Here is a 14,709-nt window from a genome sequence, read left to right as displayed (position 1 = left end):
ATTGCCTAAAAATCGTGCAATCGCTTGATTTTTGAGCAGGAACTTGTCACACTAGCACGTTTTGATTTCGGGTAAACCCTAGCCACCTGGTGGCGCCCGGGTCGGTCGAGGGCGGTCGTCGATGTCGTATGCATTCACCACCGGTTGGCGCCAGTGGGTCGCGGCCGCGCTGTTGGCCGGCGTGTGCCTGACGGGCCCCGCCAGCGCCCGCCAGCCCGCGCCTGCGGCCCCCGCAGCGGCGAGCGTGGCGCTGGCCGAGCTGCCGTCAGCAGCGCGCAGCACCTATGCGCGCATCCACCAGGGTGGCCCTTTCCCCCACGACAAGGATGGTTCCGTGTTTGGCAATTACGAGCGGCAGCTGCCCCTGCGCCAGCGTGGCTACTACCGCGAATACACGGTGCGCACGCCCGGCGTGCGCGGCCGGGGCGCGCGGCGCATCGTCTGCGGCGGCGCGGCGCGCACGCCCGATGCCTGCTACTACAGCGGCGACCACTACGCCAGTTTTCGATTGATCGCGCAGTAGGACTGCGCCCATGTTGCGGGAACACCCCATGCCAGCGATTCATGCCTTGAGGCCCATCGTGACCGAGGCCGAACCCTTTTCAGGACTTTTGAAAGAAAGAGCAGCGGAGATGGACATGCCACTTCGTCAGGACGATGAGAACTTGCTGCGCAATGTGCGGCCGAACATCGTGCAGTCGATCCGTGCGTTTCGCGTGCACGATCTGCAGGAGACGGCGGCGCGCCTGGGCCACCACTTTCTCTATGCCAACCTGGCCCATGCACAGACCAAACAAGACGTGCTGGACCTGCTGGGCGAGCAGTTCCTGCTGCCGGCGCACTTCGGCAAGAACCTGGATGCGCTCTACGACTGCATGACCGATCCGCTGCACAAGGCGGGGCCACAGCCGGGCTTCGTGGTGGTGCTCGAGCAGATCCCGGCGACCGTCAAGTTCGACAAGGAAGCGCGCGAGCAGCTGCTCGACATCTTCCGCGACGCCGCCGAATACTGGGGCGAGAGGCGCATCGCGTTTCGCTGCTTCTATTCTTTTCTGTAGCCCGTTCCGCCACCTTTGGCCCTGCGGAACGGGCTGACGAGGCCGAGCAGCCTGGTGCGCTCGCCTCCCTGGCCGTGCAAGAGCTGTGCACCTACGCGCAAACCGGCGAGAAGATGCCTACCGACAAGCTCGTCGACGTCTCGCCCATGGCGCTGCGCATGAGCAGCCCCTTCAACAGCAGCTACTGGCTGGTGGACGCGGCCTGAGCCGCTTGCGCTGCGGCGCCGGCCTGCAGCGCCTGCGCCAGCGCCACGTATTCGTGCACCGGCACCTCTTGCGCGCGCCGCTGCAGGTCGAACCCGCCTTCATAGCCGCGCGCCGCAAGCCAGGGCTGCAGTGGATGGCGCAGCAGCTTGCGCCGCTGGCTGAAGGCCGCCTGCACCAGCGCCGACAGCAGCCGCGCGTCCACCGGTGCGGGCTGCGCCAGCGTGCGCATGCGCACCACCGCGCTGTCCACCTTCGGGGGCGGCTCGAAGCTGGCGGGCGGCACCTGCAGCAGGTTTTCCATTTCGTAGCGCCACTGCAGCATCACCGCCAGACGCCCATAGTCGTGGCTGTCGCAGGGCGCGACCATGCGCTCGACCACCTCTTTTTGCAGCATGAAATGCTGGTCTTCGATCAGCTCGGCAAACTCCAGCAGGTGAAACAGGATCGGCGTGGAGATGTTGTAGGGCAGGTTGCCGACCACCCGTAGCTTGCGCCCCGGCGCCGCCAGGGATGCAAAGTCCACCTTCAGCACGTCGGCCTCGATCACCTTGAGGGCCGCGTTGCGGCGCAGGCGCGCGGCCAGATCGCGGTCGAGCTCGATCACGGTGAGCTTGCTCAGACGCTCGAGCAGCGGCTCGGTCAGGGCCGCCAGGCCCGGGCCGATTTCCACCATGGCCTGGCCGGTCTGCGGCGCAATCGCGCGCACGATGGCGTCGATGACCGAAAGGTCGGCCAGGAAGTGCTGGCCGAAGCGCTTGCGCGGCAGGTGTTTCACCGCGGCGGCTCGCGCAGCTCCACGTAGGCGCGGGCGCGCTCTTCGCGCAACCAGTTGGCGTAGGCTTCGCCCAGCTTCTTCTCGCGCACCGCCTCGCGCACCATCTCGCGCTGCTGGCGCTGGGTCAGCTGCACCTGGCGGCGCTCCACCAGCTCGATCAGGTGCACGCCAAAGCGCGTGACCACCGGCTGGCTGACTTCGCCGGGCTGCAGCTGGTCGAGCGCCTGCTGGAACTCGGGCACGAAGCGCCCGGGGAAGGACCAGCCGAGGTCGCCGCCTTCGGATGCGCTTGCGTCCTGCGAATACTCGCGCGCCAACGATTCAAAGCTCGCCTGGCCGCGCTCGATGCGCTGGCGCAGCTCGGCCAGCTGCTCGGCCGCCTGCGTCTCGCTCAGCTTGGGGCCGGTGTTGAGCAGGATGTGGCGCGCGTGCGTCTGCACTGCCACCGTGGGCATGCCGCTGCGCGAGCGCTCGAGCACCTTGAGGATGTGAAAGCCCGCGGCCGAGCGCACCGGTCCGACGAAGCCGCCGACCGCGGTCTTGGCCGTGGCCTCCAGGAAGAGCTCGGGGTAGCGGTCTGCGGGGCGCAGGCCGATTTCGCCGCCGCCGCGCCCCTCGGGAGCGTCCGAATACTCGCGCGCCAGCGCGGCAAAATCGCCGCCGGCCTGCAGCTTGGTGACGACTTCCTGAGCGCGCTCGCGCCGCTGCTGCACCTCGGCGGGGCTGGCGTTTTCCGGCACTTCAATCAGGATGTGGCCCAGGTTCAGCGCCTGGGCGCTGGCCGCTGCCGTGCCCTGCTGCTGCATGAACTGGTCGATGTCGGCGTCGCTCACCTTCACGCGCGACTCCACGTCGCGCTCGCGGATGCGCAGCATCAGCAACTGGTTTTGCAGCTCCTGGCGGAACTGCGCGACGCTGATGCCGTCCTGCGCGAGCTGGCGGTGCAGGCCTTCGATGCTGACGCCGTTTTGCTGCGCCACCGAGCGCTCGGCCTGGTCCACGGCCCAGCTGTCCGCCTTGATGCCGGCCTCGCGCGCCAGTTGCACCTGGATGCGTTCGCTGATCAGGCGTTCAAGCACGTCGTGCATGAGCTGCTCGCGCGGCGGCGCGCTCGCGAGGCCCTGGGCCTGCAACTGCTCGAGCACGCGCGCGGTGCGCGCGCGCACTTCGTTGTTGGTGATGGGCTCGGAATTGACTACCGCGACGATGTAGTCGGCCGGCTGCGGCGTGGCGGCGGCGCTGGCGGGCGCCGCTGCCGCAGCCGCTGCGCCGCCTGCGGCCGCAGCTGCCGGCGGGGCCGCGGGGGCGGGCGCAGACGCCGGGGGCGCGGCCGGCTTGCGCGGCGCCTTGCGGCTCTGCGCCCATGCCGGCGGCAAGGCCGCAAGCGCCAGCGTGATCAGGCAGCCCAAGGCGAGAAAGCGTACACGTGGTGTCATGGCGGGTCGTAAGAGGCCGTGTCAAGCGCTCAATCGTAGCGGGTGAAACGGCTGGGGACGGGGGTGTCGCTCTCCAGCGTCTGGTAGCCCGGCACGTTTTGCTGCAGGCTGGCGAGCGGATTGTTGCCGAAGGACAGGCGCGACAGCCCCTTGAGCTCCAGCTGCAGCAGGATGCGGGTGTTGGAGCTGGCCAGGCCCGTCTGCAGGCGCTCCAGCACCAGGCGCCCGGTCCAGCAGCAGCTCTGATATTCGGCGCCGACGATGGCGTCGACCACGCGCCGGTCGGGCAGGCTGTAGTTGATGCGGCCCACGCCGTACCAACGCCCGCCCGAGCGCCGGGCGCTGTCTTCACGCGCCAGCGACACCAGCTCGCCGATCGGCCATTGCCAGCCCAGGTCCACCTGGCGCGAGGCGACGGTGTAGGGCCCGGTCACTTCCTGCTTGCGGTAGGCAAGGCTGAGCGTGTGGTACTTGGCCGGGGTGTAGCGCGCCGCGATGGTGGCGCGCATCGAGCGGCGCTCCTTGGGGTTGTACTGGAAGATGGCGTCCAGCCCCCACTGCGGCGTCCAGTGGATGCCCGCGCCCAGCAGCACGTCCGACAGGTGCTCGCTCACCGGCGGCATGCCGGGCATGGTCACCTTCTGGTCGGAAAAACGCAGGCGCTGGGCCAGGCCCAGGCGCACCGCCTCGGCGCCGCTGCCGGGGTCGAGCAGCCGGGTGGTCACGCCCAGGGTCAGCAGGTTGTTGTCGGCGATGCGGTCGTTGCCGCCAAACGAGTTCTCGGTATAGATGGAGGCGAAGTTGAAGTCGGTCTGGGCGCTGTCGTACACCGGCAGCATGCTCTGGTCGCGGTAGGGCGTGTAGGTGTAGAAGGCGCGCGGCTCCAGCGTTTGCAGGAAGCTGCGGCCGAACCACTGCGCATCGCGCTCGAAGACCAGGCCGCTGTCCAGGCTGAAAGTGGGCAGAACACGCGTGACGCTGCGCTGGCCGCCTGCCAGCGGCGCGTCAAAGCCGTAGCGCGTGGCGTGCAGCTGCAGGCGCGGGGTGATGAAGCTCGCGGGCGTGAGCCAGGGGCGGCTGAGCTGGGCGACGAAGTAGCTGCGCCGCGCGTTGGGCTGGTGGTAGAAGCTGCGGTCGCCGTGGAAGTAGGTGTGGTCGGCGTCCAGACGCAGGTCCAGGCCCGAGCGCAGCGCGCTGGGCGCATAGCTCCAGTGCAACTGGGGCAGCAGGTCGTAGGGCGGGGTGATGGGCGCGCTCACGTCCTGCAGCGTCTGCCACTTGAGCGTGCGCAGGCTCAGCGTGTGCGCGCCGCCCGACCAGTTCAGGTTGGCGTCTGCGGGCAGCAGGCGCTCGGCCGTCACGTCCAGCGGGTTGTAGCTGCTCGAGCCGCGGCGCGGAAAGTCGCGCCAGTAGTCGTTGTCGCTCGCGCGCCGGGCGTTCAGCGACAGGCCCAGGTCGCCCCAGGGCGAGCCGATCTGCGCGCTGTGCTTGACGCTGGCAAGCCAGCGGCTGCGCTGGCGCAGCTTGTCGTCGGGCATGAAGTTCAGCCCGAGTTCGCCGCCGTAGCGTGGCTCGAGGTAGCGCAACTGCGTCTCCAGCCCCAGGCCGCGGCGCGTCATCAGCGTGGGCGTGAAGGTGGCGTCGCGGTTGGGCGCGATGTTCCAGTACCAGGGCTGGGCGTAGACAAAGCCGCTGGTGCTGTCCAGCGCCAGCGTGGGCGGCAGCAGCCCGCTCTTGCGCTTGCGCGACAGCGGAAAACTGATCCAGGGCGTGGCCAGTATCGGCACGCCCTTGAATTCGAGCACCGCGTTCTCGGCCGTGCCGGTGTCCTCGACCTTGTCGATGCGCAGAGTGCGCGCGCGCAGCACCCAGTCCGGCTGCCAGCTTTCCTCGTCGTCCTTCTGGCAGGTGGTGTAGCTGCCTTCGTGCGCGACCGAGCGCTCGCGGTCGATGAAGTCCATGCGCGCGGCGCTGCCGTGGCCGCCGTTTTCCAGCAGTGCGTAGTCGATGTCGGTGAAAAAGCCGCTGAAGGCGTTGACCTTCAGGTCCAGCAGCGTGCCGTCGTAGCGGTTGCCGCCGCGGTTGATGCGCACATGGCCGCTGGCGCGCGCGCGGTCTTCGGGCACGTCGTAGTCCATGCGGTCGGCGTGGATCACGGTGTCGCCGCGGCGCAGTTCGGCATCGCCCTCGATGCCTACGCGCACGTCGGTCTGGCCTTCGACGTGCTGCCCGCGCACGAAGGTGGGCAGGGTGTCGGCCGGTCCCGGGGCCTTTTCCTGCAGCATCGGCGTGCTCTTGAGCGCGCCGCTCTGCGCGAGCGCGCCCTGGCCGCCCAGCAGCAGCGCGCAGGCGGCCAGGTGGCAGAAACGGCGAAGGGAGGCGGGCGGGTGCGACGGCACGAGGGCAAGAATCCAGCGCGGAAGCGGGCCAGAGAGGCTGCTGCGCGCCCCCGGGGCGCCGTGCCTGACCCATACAATCGGCCATTATCCATGAGCGCCATGCCAGCACCTGCCGCCTCCCCAGCGCCCGAATGGGACGAGCCCGCGCGCAAGCAGGCCTTCGACGCCTGGCTGGCGCCGCTCGTCGCCGCCCACAACCTTCAGGCGCCCAGCCTGCGCCTGGCCAGCAGCGATGCGAGCTTTCGGCGTTACCTGCGCATTGACGACGCGCACGGCAGCTCGCGCATCATCATGGACGCGCCGCCCGACAAGGAAGACTGCCACGCCTTTGCCGCAGTGCAGGCCTTGATGCAGCAGGCCGGCCTGCGCGTGCCGCACATCCTTGCCTGGGACGAGGCGCACGGCTTCATGCTGCTGAGCGACCTGGGCGCCGAGACCGCGATCAGCCGGCTCGATGAACGCCGCCCTCAAGAAGCGCATGCCTGGTATCTGCAGGCGATAGACATCCTGCTCGACTGGCAAAAGGCCAGCCGCGAGGGCGTGCTGCCGCCCTACGACGAGGCGCTGCTGCGCCGCGAGCTGCAGCTCTTCCCCGAATGGTACGTGGCGCGCCATCGCGCCGTGGTGCTGGACGACAGGCAGCAGGCGGTGCTGGCCGGGGCGTTCGATGCCATCGTCGCGCACAACCTTGCCGTGCCGCGCGTCTACGTGCACCGCGACTACATGATGCGCAACCTCATCGTCATGCCCGAGGGGGCTGCGCATGGCTCGCTGTCCCCCGAGGGGGCGGCTGCGGCCCTGGGGCGACTCGGCGGCGAAGCCGGCGAGCGCCTGGGCGTGCTGGACTTTCAGGATGCGGTATTTGGCCCCATCACCTACGACATCGCCAGCCTGATGCGCGACGCCTTCATCAGCTGGGAGGAAGACTTCGTCATCGACCTCACGGTGCGCTACTGGGAGAAGGCAAGAAAGGCCGGCCTGCTGGGCGCGGCGAGCAGCAGCGGCTGGGGCGCGGACTTTGGCGAGTTCTACCGCGCGGTGGATTGGATGGCGCTGCAGCGCCACTTGAAGGTAGCCGGCATCTTCGCGCGCATCACGCTGCGCGACGGCAAGCCCAGATACCTGGCCGATGCGCCGCGCTTCATCGGCTACATCCGCGCCACCTGCGCGCGCTACCGCGAGTTTGCGCCGCTTCTGCGGCTCATCGACCAGATCGAAGGCACGCAGGCGCTGCAAGGCTATGCGTTTGGCAGGATTTGAATGAAATCGGCCGCAAACCCTTGCAGGACAAGCGCTAGCAGCTATCCATTTGGATATGCCCCGGGTCTTTTGCGCTGAAGCCCTCGCGCCGGGCGAGCTGCGCCTCGGCGGCGAGGCCGCGCGCCACCTGCAGGTGCTGCGCCTGCAGCCGGGCGATGCGCTGACCCTGTTTGACGGCCGTGGCGGCGAATGGGCCGCACAGGTCACGCGCATGGGCCGCAGCGAGGTGTGGGTGGAGGTGGGCGCGCACGCCGACATCGAGCGCGAGGCGGCGCGCGCGCTGCACCTCATCGTCGGCATGCCGGCCAATGAGCGCATGGACTGGCTGGTGGAAAAGGCCACCGAACTCGGCGTTGCCGGCATCCAGCCCGTGATCACCCAGCGCAGCGTGCTGCGCCTGGAGGGCGAGCGCGCGGCCAAGCGCCTGGCGCGCTGGCAGGCGATTGCCGCAGCCGCCTGCGAGCAATGCGGGCGCAACCGCCTGCCGCGCTTGGGCTCGCCGCTGCCGCTGGAGGCCGCGCTGCAGGGCGGGCCGGCGGGGCTGCGGGTGCTGCTCTCGCTGCAGCCGGGTAGCCGCCCGCTGCGCGAGCTGGCCGGCCAGGCGCCGGCGGTGTCGCTGCTGCTCGGGCCCGAAGGCGGCCTCACGCCGCAGGAGGAGGGCGCAGCGCTTGCGCTGGGTTTTGCCCCGGCCCACCTCGGCGCGCGTGTGCTGCGCAGTGAGACCGCCGCTCTCGCGGCTGCGGCGCAGTTGATGGACTATTGAAACGCTAGCTGCCCGCGCTTGCCGGGATTGCGCTGGAGCCTCTTTTCTTCAAGAACTCGTCCAGCCAGCGCTGCAGCTCGGCATATACCGGGCCGCGGTCCAGTTCGTTGAAGATTTCGTGGTACAGGCCCTCGAACTCGCGCGCCTGCAGCATCGCCGCGGGCGCCTGCTGCGCGAGTTGGCGGCAGCCTTCGGGGTCGATCATGCGATCGCCGCTGCCCCACATCAGCAGCGTGGGCAGCGGCCAGCGGCGCGCGGTCGCGAGCACGCCCGCGCCGGTACTGATGATGAAGTGGCCCAGGCGCACGCTGATGCGGTCGTGGCACAGCGGGTCGTTCACATAGGCCGCCACCACCGCCGGGTCGTGCGACAGATCGGCGGGCTTCAGGCCGTTGCCCATGCGCAGGTCTGGCACCAGCCGCACCAGCAGCGGCGCGAGCAGGCGCAGCAGCGGACTGGCCGACACCGCCAGCGCGGGCGCGGAAAGCACGCAGGCATCGAGCGGGCGCAGTGCACGCGCCACGAAGCTCGCGGCCACCAGCGCGCCCATGCTGTGCCCGAGCACGATGAGCGGCTCGCCGGCCGGCATGGCGGCGCGCGTGGCGTCCACCACGGCGGCCAGGTCGTCCAGCAGGCGGCAGGGCTCGGGCAGCGCGCCGCGCGCGCCGCTGGAGCGCCCGTGGCCGTAGTGGTCGTAGCCGCGCACCGCGAAGCCCCAGTCCTGCAGCTGGCGCGCCAGCGCGGCGTAGCGTCCGCTGTGTTCGCCCAGGCCGTGCACCAGCAGCACGCTGGCGCGCCGCCGGCCCTCGGGCGCCGGCCAGTCGGCCACATGCAGGCGTTCGCCGTCGGGGCGCGTGAGTTCGTGTTCGTGCATGGCGGGGTCTCCGGAGGGCGGTGCGGGCGGGGGCGCTGGCACAATCGCAGGCCTTGGGTTTTTGCAGCATGGTGCCATGTTCACAGGCATAGTCCAGGCGGTGGCGCGCATTGCCACGATTGAAGACCTCAGCGGTCTGCGCAGCCTGAGCATCGATTTTCCCGACGGTTTTTGCGAGGACCTGACGCTGGGCGCGAGCGTGGCGGTGGACGGCGTCTGCCTCACCGTGACGCGCATCGAATCACCCACGCGCGCGCGCTTTGACGTGATGCAGCAAAGCCTGGCGGTCACCACGCTGGGCGGCTACGGCGTGGGCCAGACGGTGAACGTGGAGCGCGCCGCGCGCGAGGGTGCGGAGATCGGTGGGCATCCGCTCTCGGGCCACGTCGACTGCAGCGCGCGCCTGGCCCAGGTGCGCGCGCTGGAAAACAACCTGGTCTGGCGCATCGCCATGCCCGCGAGCCACATGCGTTACGTGTTTGCCAAGGGCTATATCGCGGTCAATGGCGCCAGCCTCACCGTGGCCGAATGCGACCGCGGGGCGGGCTGGTTCGAGGTCTGGCTGATTCCCGAAACGCGCCGCGCCACGGTGTTCGAGCACAAGCGCGAGGGCGATGCGCTGAACATCGAGGTCGAGCGCGCCAGCGCCGTAATGGTCGATACCGTGCACGAGGCACTGGACGAGCGCCTGGCGCCGCTCACCGCGGCCGTCGAGGCCTTGCTGGCCGCGCAAGGACGATCGCTGCAGGATTTCGCGGGGCTTGCGCCGCTGTCTTCGGCACAGGCCTTGGGCGGGGGCCCAGGGCGGCGCTGAAAAAGCCTCTCAGCCAAGCTCCCTCCAGGAGGAGATGAGCAAACCTGCAACGCCGGCCTTCACTGGCCGTAGAAATGCGCGAGAAATTTCATGCGAAAGCCGTTGTGGCAGCCGTCGCAGCCTTGCTGCATCCGGGCGTAGCTGCTGGCGGCGGCCGCGCTGTCGCGCTCTTGCGCCGCAGCCTGCAGCTGGCGGGCGGCGGCTTTGACCTGCAGGTCGTGGTTGCGAAAGCGCGGCGCGTCGGTGAACAGCCAGCTCAGTATGCGCAGCTTCTCGCTGGGCGGCGGCTCTGCGTGGTGCGCGAGGCGCTCGGCATGGCGGGCGACGGCCGGCCAGTCCTGCCGCTCGATGCCCGCCGCCACGGCTTCGGTGTCCGCCTGCATCTGCTGCATGGCGCCGCGCAGCTGCAGCGGCTCGGTATCCGTGGGCTTGGGCGCCAGGCCCAGCACCAGCGCCAAGGCCAGTGCGCCCAGCAGTGCCAGCACGGCCAGCCAGCGTAGCAATTTCATGGGGCCTCCTGTAGCCGGCCATGGTAGGACTTGCCGGTGCGCGCGCTGGCGGTACCCGCGTTGCGGGCAGGGGCTTCAAGGTCTGGAAAGCGGCAGGCGCAGCACGAAGCTCGCGCCGCGCGCGCCATCGGGGCGGGCTTCGCAGCGCACGCTGCCGCCATGGCGCTGGGCGATGGAGCGCACCAGCGCCAGACCCAGACCCACGCCGCCGCTGCGCTCGCTGGCGCCGGGCAGGCGGTAGAAGGGCTCGAAGATGCGCTCGCGCTGCGCCGGCGGCACACCCGGGCCGTGGTCGCTCACGCGCACCAGCAGCGCGCCGGGTTCGTGGCTCAGGCTGAGCTGCACCGGCCCTTCGCTGTAACGGCGCGCGTTTTCCAGCAGATTGCGCACCGCGCGGCGCAGCAGCCGCACGATGCCGGGCAGCTCGGGAATGGCCGCGCCTTCGGCCAGTTGCAGCTCGGCGTCCACGCGCGCGCATTCCTCGGCCGCCAGACCCACGAGGTCTACCATCTCCACGGTGCCCACGTTGTCCGCGCCGGCGTCCAGACGGCTGGCCAGCAGGATCTCGTCGATCAGCTGGTCGAGCTCGGCGATGTTGCGTTGCATCTCGGCAAGTGCCTCGGGCGAGGGCTGGCCGTTTTCCAGCAAGCCCATGCCCATGCGGATGCGCGCCAGCGGCGAGCGCAGCTCGTGCGAGGCGTTGGCCAGCAGCGACTTGTGCGACTGCACCAGCGTCTGTATGCGTGCGGCGGCCGCGTTGAACTGGCGCGACAGCTGCGCCAGCTCGTCGTGCCCCTGCTCGGGTACGCGCACCGACAGGTCGCCCTCGCCAAAGCGTTGCACGCTGCGCTGCAGACGCTCCAGGCGCTGCAGCAGCCTGCGGATGATGGGAAACACCCCGAGCGTGACCGCCAGGCCTACGAGCGCGAGTATCCAGAGAAAGCCGTAGGGCGGGGCCAGCCAGAAGGGGCCGTTGCGATGGCTGCCGCGCGCACCTGCAGGGCGCACGCGCGGGGCGATCTGCAAGGTGTAGAGCGCGCCGTCGGCGGCTTCGATCTGGTAGCTCACGCCCGCCTCCCAGGGCCCGGGTTCGCGCGTGGCCATGCCTTGCACCAGGGTCTGCCCCTGGGCGTCGCTCAGCTTCAGCTCGCGCGGGGCCGGCGCGTTGAAGGTCTGCGCGCTGTGCTCGGCCGCGACGCGCCAGGCCCAGCCCACGACCAGCGCAAACACCAGCACGCCGCCCACGGTGGCCAGCCAGATGCGCAGGTAGAGACGGCGGGAAAAGGGGCCGAGCATGGCGCAGGTGCTCCGGGCTCAGGCAGGGCCGTCTGCGCGCCCGGGGCCAACGTGGCGCCAGCGGCTCGGTGTTGGCCGCACGTGCGACTTGAGAGCTTCAGCCATGCTCAGAGCTTGAGAGGAAATTGTCCGTGCCCGAAAGGCGCGTCAAAACGCCGCCCATCGAGACGCAAAACGCAGTCATGGCTGGGGCCATGGCGAGTATTTGCAACGAAGAGTGGCGGTGTTTTGGCGTGCAGGGCGGGCATGGGGAATTGCCTCTCAAGCTCTCAGTCCTGGTGCTTGGCAAACACGTAGCCCACGCCGCGCACGGTGAGGATGCGCTTGGGGTTCTTCACGTCGGCTTCGATCGCAGCGCGGATGCGGCCCATGTGCACGTCGATGGAGCGATCAAAGGCCTCCAGCTCGCGCCCGCGCACGGCTTCCATGATCTGGTCGCGCGTGAGCACGCGCCCGGCCCGCTCGGCCAGCGTCACCAGCAGGTCGAACTGGTAGGAGGTGAGCTCGGCCGGCGCGCCGCCCACGCTCACCGTGCGTGCGTCGCGGTCGATCTCCAGGCTGCCGAAACGCATGACGTTGGCCGCCTGCTGCGCGCCGCTTTCGCGCCGGCGCAGGATGGCGCGGATACGCGCCAGCAGCTCGCGCGGCTCGAAGGGCTTGGGCAGGTAGTCGTCCGCGCCCACCTCCAGGCCGATCACGCGGTCCATGGGGTCGCCCTTGGCCGTCAGCATCAGTATCGGCACCTTGCCGGCGTTGCCGGGCAGCGCGCGCAGGCGCCGGCAGACTTCCAGCCCGTCCATGTCGGGCAGCATCAGGTCCAGAATCACCAGGTCGGGCAGGGTCTGCGCGCCCGGGGTCTCCAGCCGTGCCAGGCCGGCGGCGGCGTTGTCCACGTGCTCGACCTGCAGCGCCGATTGCTGCAGGTACTGCACCACCATCTGCGCGAGGCGGTGGTCGTCTTCGATCATCAACAGCTGTGCGCTCATGGCCTTATCCTGCGTGCCTGCCTTCTCGCGGTGTTGAAGCCAGTGTAAAGCCTGAGTAAAAGATGACTTCTGGATTGATAGCTGGAGGCGCTTGTTGGACAAGCGCTGCAGGCCGATTCTTGCACTATGCCGTGCGGCCGGGCCTGGTGCTGCTGGCGGCGGCCTTGGTCGGCTGCGCTGCGCCGCAGCCGCCGGGCGCGGGCCTGGTCGACGGCCTCGGGCTGCGCTTCGTCGCCATTCCCGCAGGGGAATTTCTCATGGGCAGCGACGAAGAGCCCGAGCAGCTGGCCCACGTCTATCCGCATGCCCAGATGCGGCGCCTGCGCGGCCTGGCCGACGAAGCGCCGGTGCACCGCGTGCGCATCACGCGCGGCTTCTGGATGGGCCAGACCGAGGTCACCGTCGGGCAGTTTCGCCGCTTTGTGCAGCGCTCTGGCTACGTGCCCGAATCGGTGCGCGATGGCACGGGCGGCTACGGCTACAACCCTGCCTACGACCCTGCGCGCAGCGTGCGCCACGACGCCTTTGAGGGGCGCGACGCGCGCTATTCCTGGCAGAACCCGGGTTTTGCGCAGACCGATGCACACCCCGTGGTCAACGTGAGCCACAACGACGCGCTGGCCATGGCGCGCTGGCTCAGCGACCAAGAGGGCGTGGTCTACCGCCTGCCCACCGAGGCCGAATGGGAATACGCCGCGCGCGCCGGCACGCGCACGCGCTACCCGCCGGGCGACGATCCGGCCGTGCTGCTGGCCAGCGCCAACACCTTTGCGCGCGAAACCGCGCGGCTGTGGCCGCAGTGGCAGGACGAGGCCGCGCCGGGCGAAGACGGCTTTGTCTTCACCGCCCCCGTGGCCAGTTTTGCGCCCAACGCCTGGGGCCTGTACGACATGATCGGCAACGCCTGGGAGTGGTGCGCCGACTGGTATGGCGAGGACTACTACGCGCGCTCGCCCGTGGACGACCCGCAGGGCCCGAGCGAAGGCCAGGTGCGCGTGCGCCGCGGCGGCTCCTGGCACACCTGGCCGTTGTATGCGCGCGTCGCGTTTCGCAACTGGAACACGCCGCAGACGCGTTACGTGCTGGTCGGCTTTCGGCTGGTGCGCGAAAGCGCCGCTTCGCAGCCCTAACAGGCGCAGGCTGCGGCGTCTGCCGCCGCGCAGGCCGCAGGCGCCGGCTGCGCGCAGGCAATGCGGTCGCGCCCGAGGCCCTTGGCGCGGTAGAGCGCATCGTCGCTGCGCTTGAGCAAGGCGTCGCACACCTCGTCGCTGCCCAGCAGCGCGACGCCGATCGAAGCCGTCACCGCGAGGCGGGTGCCGTCCTGCAGGGACAAGGGCGCCTGCGCCACCGCCGCACGCAGGCGCTCGAGCAACGCCAGCCCTTGCTCGGGCGTGGTGTCGACCAGCATCAGCACGAACTCTTCCCCGCCCCAGCGCGCCAGCACGTCGCTGGCGCGCAGGCTCTGCCGGGCTGCGGCGGCAAAAGTCTTGAGCACCTGGTCGCCGACCGCGTGCCCGTAGGTGTCGTTGACCTGCTTGAAATGGTCCAGATCCAGCTGCGCAAGCAGCAGGGGGCGCCCGCTGCGCTGGGCGCTCAGGCAGGCCACGCGCAGCGCCTCCTGCATGTAGCGCCGATTGGGCAGGCCCGTGAGCTCGTCGCGCGTGGCCAGCGCGTGGATGTGGCGCACGGCGCTGGCCAGCTCCTGCTTCTGGCGCTTGAGCAACTGGCGCATGGCGCGGATGCGCAGCGCCAGCACCGTGCTGCTGGTCAGCACCACGACGACGGCCAGCATGTACACCGTGGCCAGCGCCGGAGCCGGCGCGTCCTGCGTGCCCCACTGAATCACCGCGCCGGCCAGCGCGTACAGCGTCAGGCTATAGGCGAGCAGCGCCTTGATCTGGCGCTCGCTCAGGTTGAACACGCCAAACACCATCACCAGAGCCAGCAGCGGCAGCACGATGCCGCGCGCCTGGCCCGCAATCACGTAGGCGACGGCGTTGCTCGTGAAGGCGGCGCCGATCTGCACCGCGGTGAAGGCCGGGTCGCGCCAGCGGCGCGTGCGACCGCTGCGGATCAGCGCAAAGCAGCCCAGCGCCCACAAGCCGTTCATCAAGGCCCACCAACGCACGGGTCGGGCCTGCGCCAGGCCGGCGGCGGCCACCCACTCCATGGACACGATGCTCGCGGCCATCACCGCGCAGGTCAGCAGCGTCAGCGCCAGCGGTCGGCGCAGCCGCGCGTCGCTGCCCAGCAGCGCGCGCCGCATGCCAGCGCCCAGGCTGGCGCGCCCCGTAGGCCAAGCCTGCATTTGTCCCGTGTCCCCCTTTGGCCG

At 69.9% G+C, this 14,709-nt stretch carries 15 protein-coding genes; 7 read left to right on the top strand and 8 right to left on the bottom strand.

Annotated elements, in window-relative coordinates:
• Positions 1-121 precede the first annotated feature (121 nt).
• The 3 genes from KUD94_RS12140 to KUD94_RS14800 all read left to right on the top strand — a co-directional run bounded on the left by KUD94_RS12140 (position 122) and on the right by KUD94_RS14800 (position 1,264).
• Positions 122-523, top strand: a complete 402-nt coding sequence (locus KUD94_RS12140) for a ribonuclease domain-containing protein (protein ID WP_218237448.1) — start codon at positions 122-124, stop codon at positions 521-523.
• Between the two features lie 109 nt (positions 524-632).
• Entirely contained in the window at positions 633-1,058 is a 426-nt protein-coding gene (locus tag KUD94_RS12135) for a barstar family protein (protein ID WP_146912596.1), read from the top strand.
• Positions 1,059-1,132: 74 nt separating this feature from the next.
• Positions 1,133-1,264, top strand: coding sequence for a hypothetical protein (locus tag KUD94_RS14800; RefSeq protein ID WP_255568819.1), 132 nt, complete (start codon positions 1,133-1,135; stop codon positions 1,262-1,264).
• Here the strand turns inward: KUD94_RS14800 and rsmA are convergent.
• Genes rsmA through KUD94_RS12115 form a run of 3 tightly spaced genes read right to left on the bottom strand, consistent with a single transcriptional unit; the run spans position 1,240 to position 5,875 of the window.
• A complete protein-coding gene (rsmA, locus tag KUD94_RS12125; RefSeq protein WP_218237447.1) occupies positions 1,240-2,040 on the bottom strand; it encodes a 16S rRNA (adenine(1518)-N(6)/adenine(1519)-N(6))-dimethyltransferase RsmA in 801 nt (266 codons plus the stop codon). The genes KUD94_RS14800 and rsmA overlap by 25 nt on opposite strands.
• Positions 2,037-3,476: a peptidylprolyl isomerase gene (locus KUD94_RS12120; RefSeq protein ID WP_218237446.1), complete on the bottom strand. Its 1,440-nt coding sequence runs from the start codon at positions 3,474-3,476 to the stop codon at positions 2,037-2,039. The genes rsmA and KUD94_RS12120 overlap by 4 nt, the downstream gene beginning before the upstream one ends.
• Before the next feature lie 29 nt (positions 3,477-3,505).
• The gene (locus KUD94_RS12115) at positions 3,506-5,875 is read right to left on the bottom strand and encodes an LPS-assembly protein LptD (protein WP_370625869.1); all 2,370 of its coding nucleotides are present in this window, start codon (positions 5,873-5,875) and stop codon (positions 3,506-3,508) included.
• A gap of 90 nt (positions 5,876-5,965) precedes the next feature.
• Here KUD94_RS12115 and KUD94_RS12110 point away from each other — a divergent pair, with 90 nt between their 5' ends.
• Together KUD94_RS12110 and KUD94_RS12105 are read left to right on the top strand one after the other, a co-directional pair.
• Positions 5,966-7,135 carry an aminoglycoside phosphotransferase family protein gene (locus KUD94_RS12110; protein WP_255568817.1) on the top strand — a complete coding sequence of 390 codons (1,170 nt, stop codon included), beginning with the start codon at positions 5,966-5,968 and terminating at the stop codon, positions 7,133-7,135.
• A gap of 55 nt (positions 7,136-7,190) precedes the next feature.
• Entirely contained in the window at positions 7,191-7,898 is a 708-nt protein-coding gene (locus tag KUD94_RS12105) for a 16S rRNA (uracil(1498)-N(3))-methyltransferase (protein ID WP_218237445.1), read from the top strand.
• Between the two features lie 4 nt (positions 7,899-7,902).
• Here KUD94_RS12105 and KUD94_RS12100 read toward each other — a convergent pair whose 3' ends face one another.
• Positions 7,903-8,772 carry an alpha/beta hydrolase gene (locus KUD94_RS12100; protein WP_218237444.1) on the bottom strand — a complete coding sequence of 290 codons (870 nt, stop codon included), beginning with the start codon at positions 8,770-8,772 and terminating at the stop codon, positions 7,903-7,905.
• A gap of 76 nt (positions 8,773-8,848) precedes the next feature.
• Between KUD94_RS12100 and KUD94_RS12095 the strand changes: the two genes are divergently transcribed.
• The gene (locus KUD94_RS12095; RefSeq protein ID WP_218237443.1) at positions 8,849-9,586 is read left to right on the top strand and encodes a riboflavin synthase subunit alpha; all 738 of its coding nucleotides are present in this window, start codon (positions 8,849-8,851) and stop codon (positions 9,584-9,586) included.
• Between the two features lie 59 nt (positions 9,587-9,645).
• Here the strand turns inward: KUD94_RS12095 and KUD94_RS12090 are convergent, their stop codons facing one another.
• From KUD94_RS12090 to KUD94_RS12080, 3 genes are all read right to left on the bottom strand, one after another.
• The gene (locus KUD94_RS12090) at positions 9,646-10,095 is read right to left on the bottom strand and encodes a cytochrome c (protein WP_218237442.1); all 450 of its coding nucleotides are present in this window, start codon (positions 10,093-10,095) and stop codon (positions 9,646-9,648) included.
• Between the two features lie 75 nt (positions 10,096-10,170).
• Complete coding sequence (locus KUD94_RS12085) at positions 10,171-11,391, bottom strand: ATP-binding protein (RefSeq protein ID WP_218237441.1); 1,221 nt, start codon at positions 11,389-11,391, stop codon at positions 10,171-10,173.
• 269 nt (positions 11,392-11,660) lie between these two features.
• Complete coding sequence (locus KUD94_RS12080; RefSeq protein WP_218237440.1) at positions 11,661-12,377, bottom strand: response regulator transcription factor; 717 nt, start codon at positions 12,375-12,377, stop codon at positions 11,661-11,663.
• A 119-nt stretch (positions 12,378-12,496) separates the two neighbouring features.
• Here KUD94_RS12080 and KUD94_RS12075 point away from each other — a divergent pair, with 119 nt between their 5' ends.
• Positions 12,497-13,507: a formylglycine-generating enzyme family protein gene (locus KUD94_RS12075; RefSeq protein WP_370625868.1), complete on the top strand. Its 1,011-nt coding sequence runs from the start codon at positions 12,497-12,499 to the stop codon at positions 13,505-13,507.
• Here KUD94_RS12075 and KUD94_RS12070 read toward each other — a convergent pair.
• Positions 13,504-14,685, bottom strand: a complete 1,182-nt coding sequence (locus KUD94_RS12070) for a diguanylate cyclase (protein WP_218237438.1) — start codon at positions 14,683-14,685, stop codon at positions 13,504-13,506. The genes KUD94_RS12075 and KUD94_RS12070 overlap by 4 nt on opposite strands.
• Positions 14,686-14,709: the final 24 nt, after the last annotated feature.

It is taken from the genome of Comamonas sp. NLF-1-9 (assembly GCF_019195435.1).
GTDB lineage: Bacteria > Pseudomonadota > Gammaproteobacteria > Burkholderiales > Burkholderiaceae_C > Comamonas_C.
The sequence above is the reverse complement of the archived record's forward strand: the minus strand, read 5'-3'. Positions and strand labels throughout refer to the sequence as shown.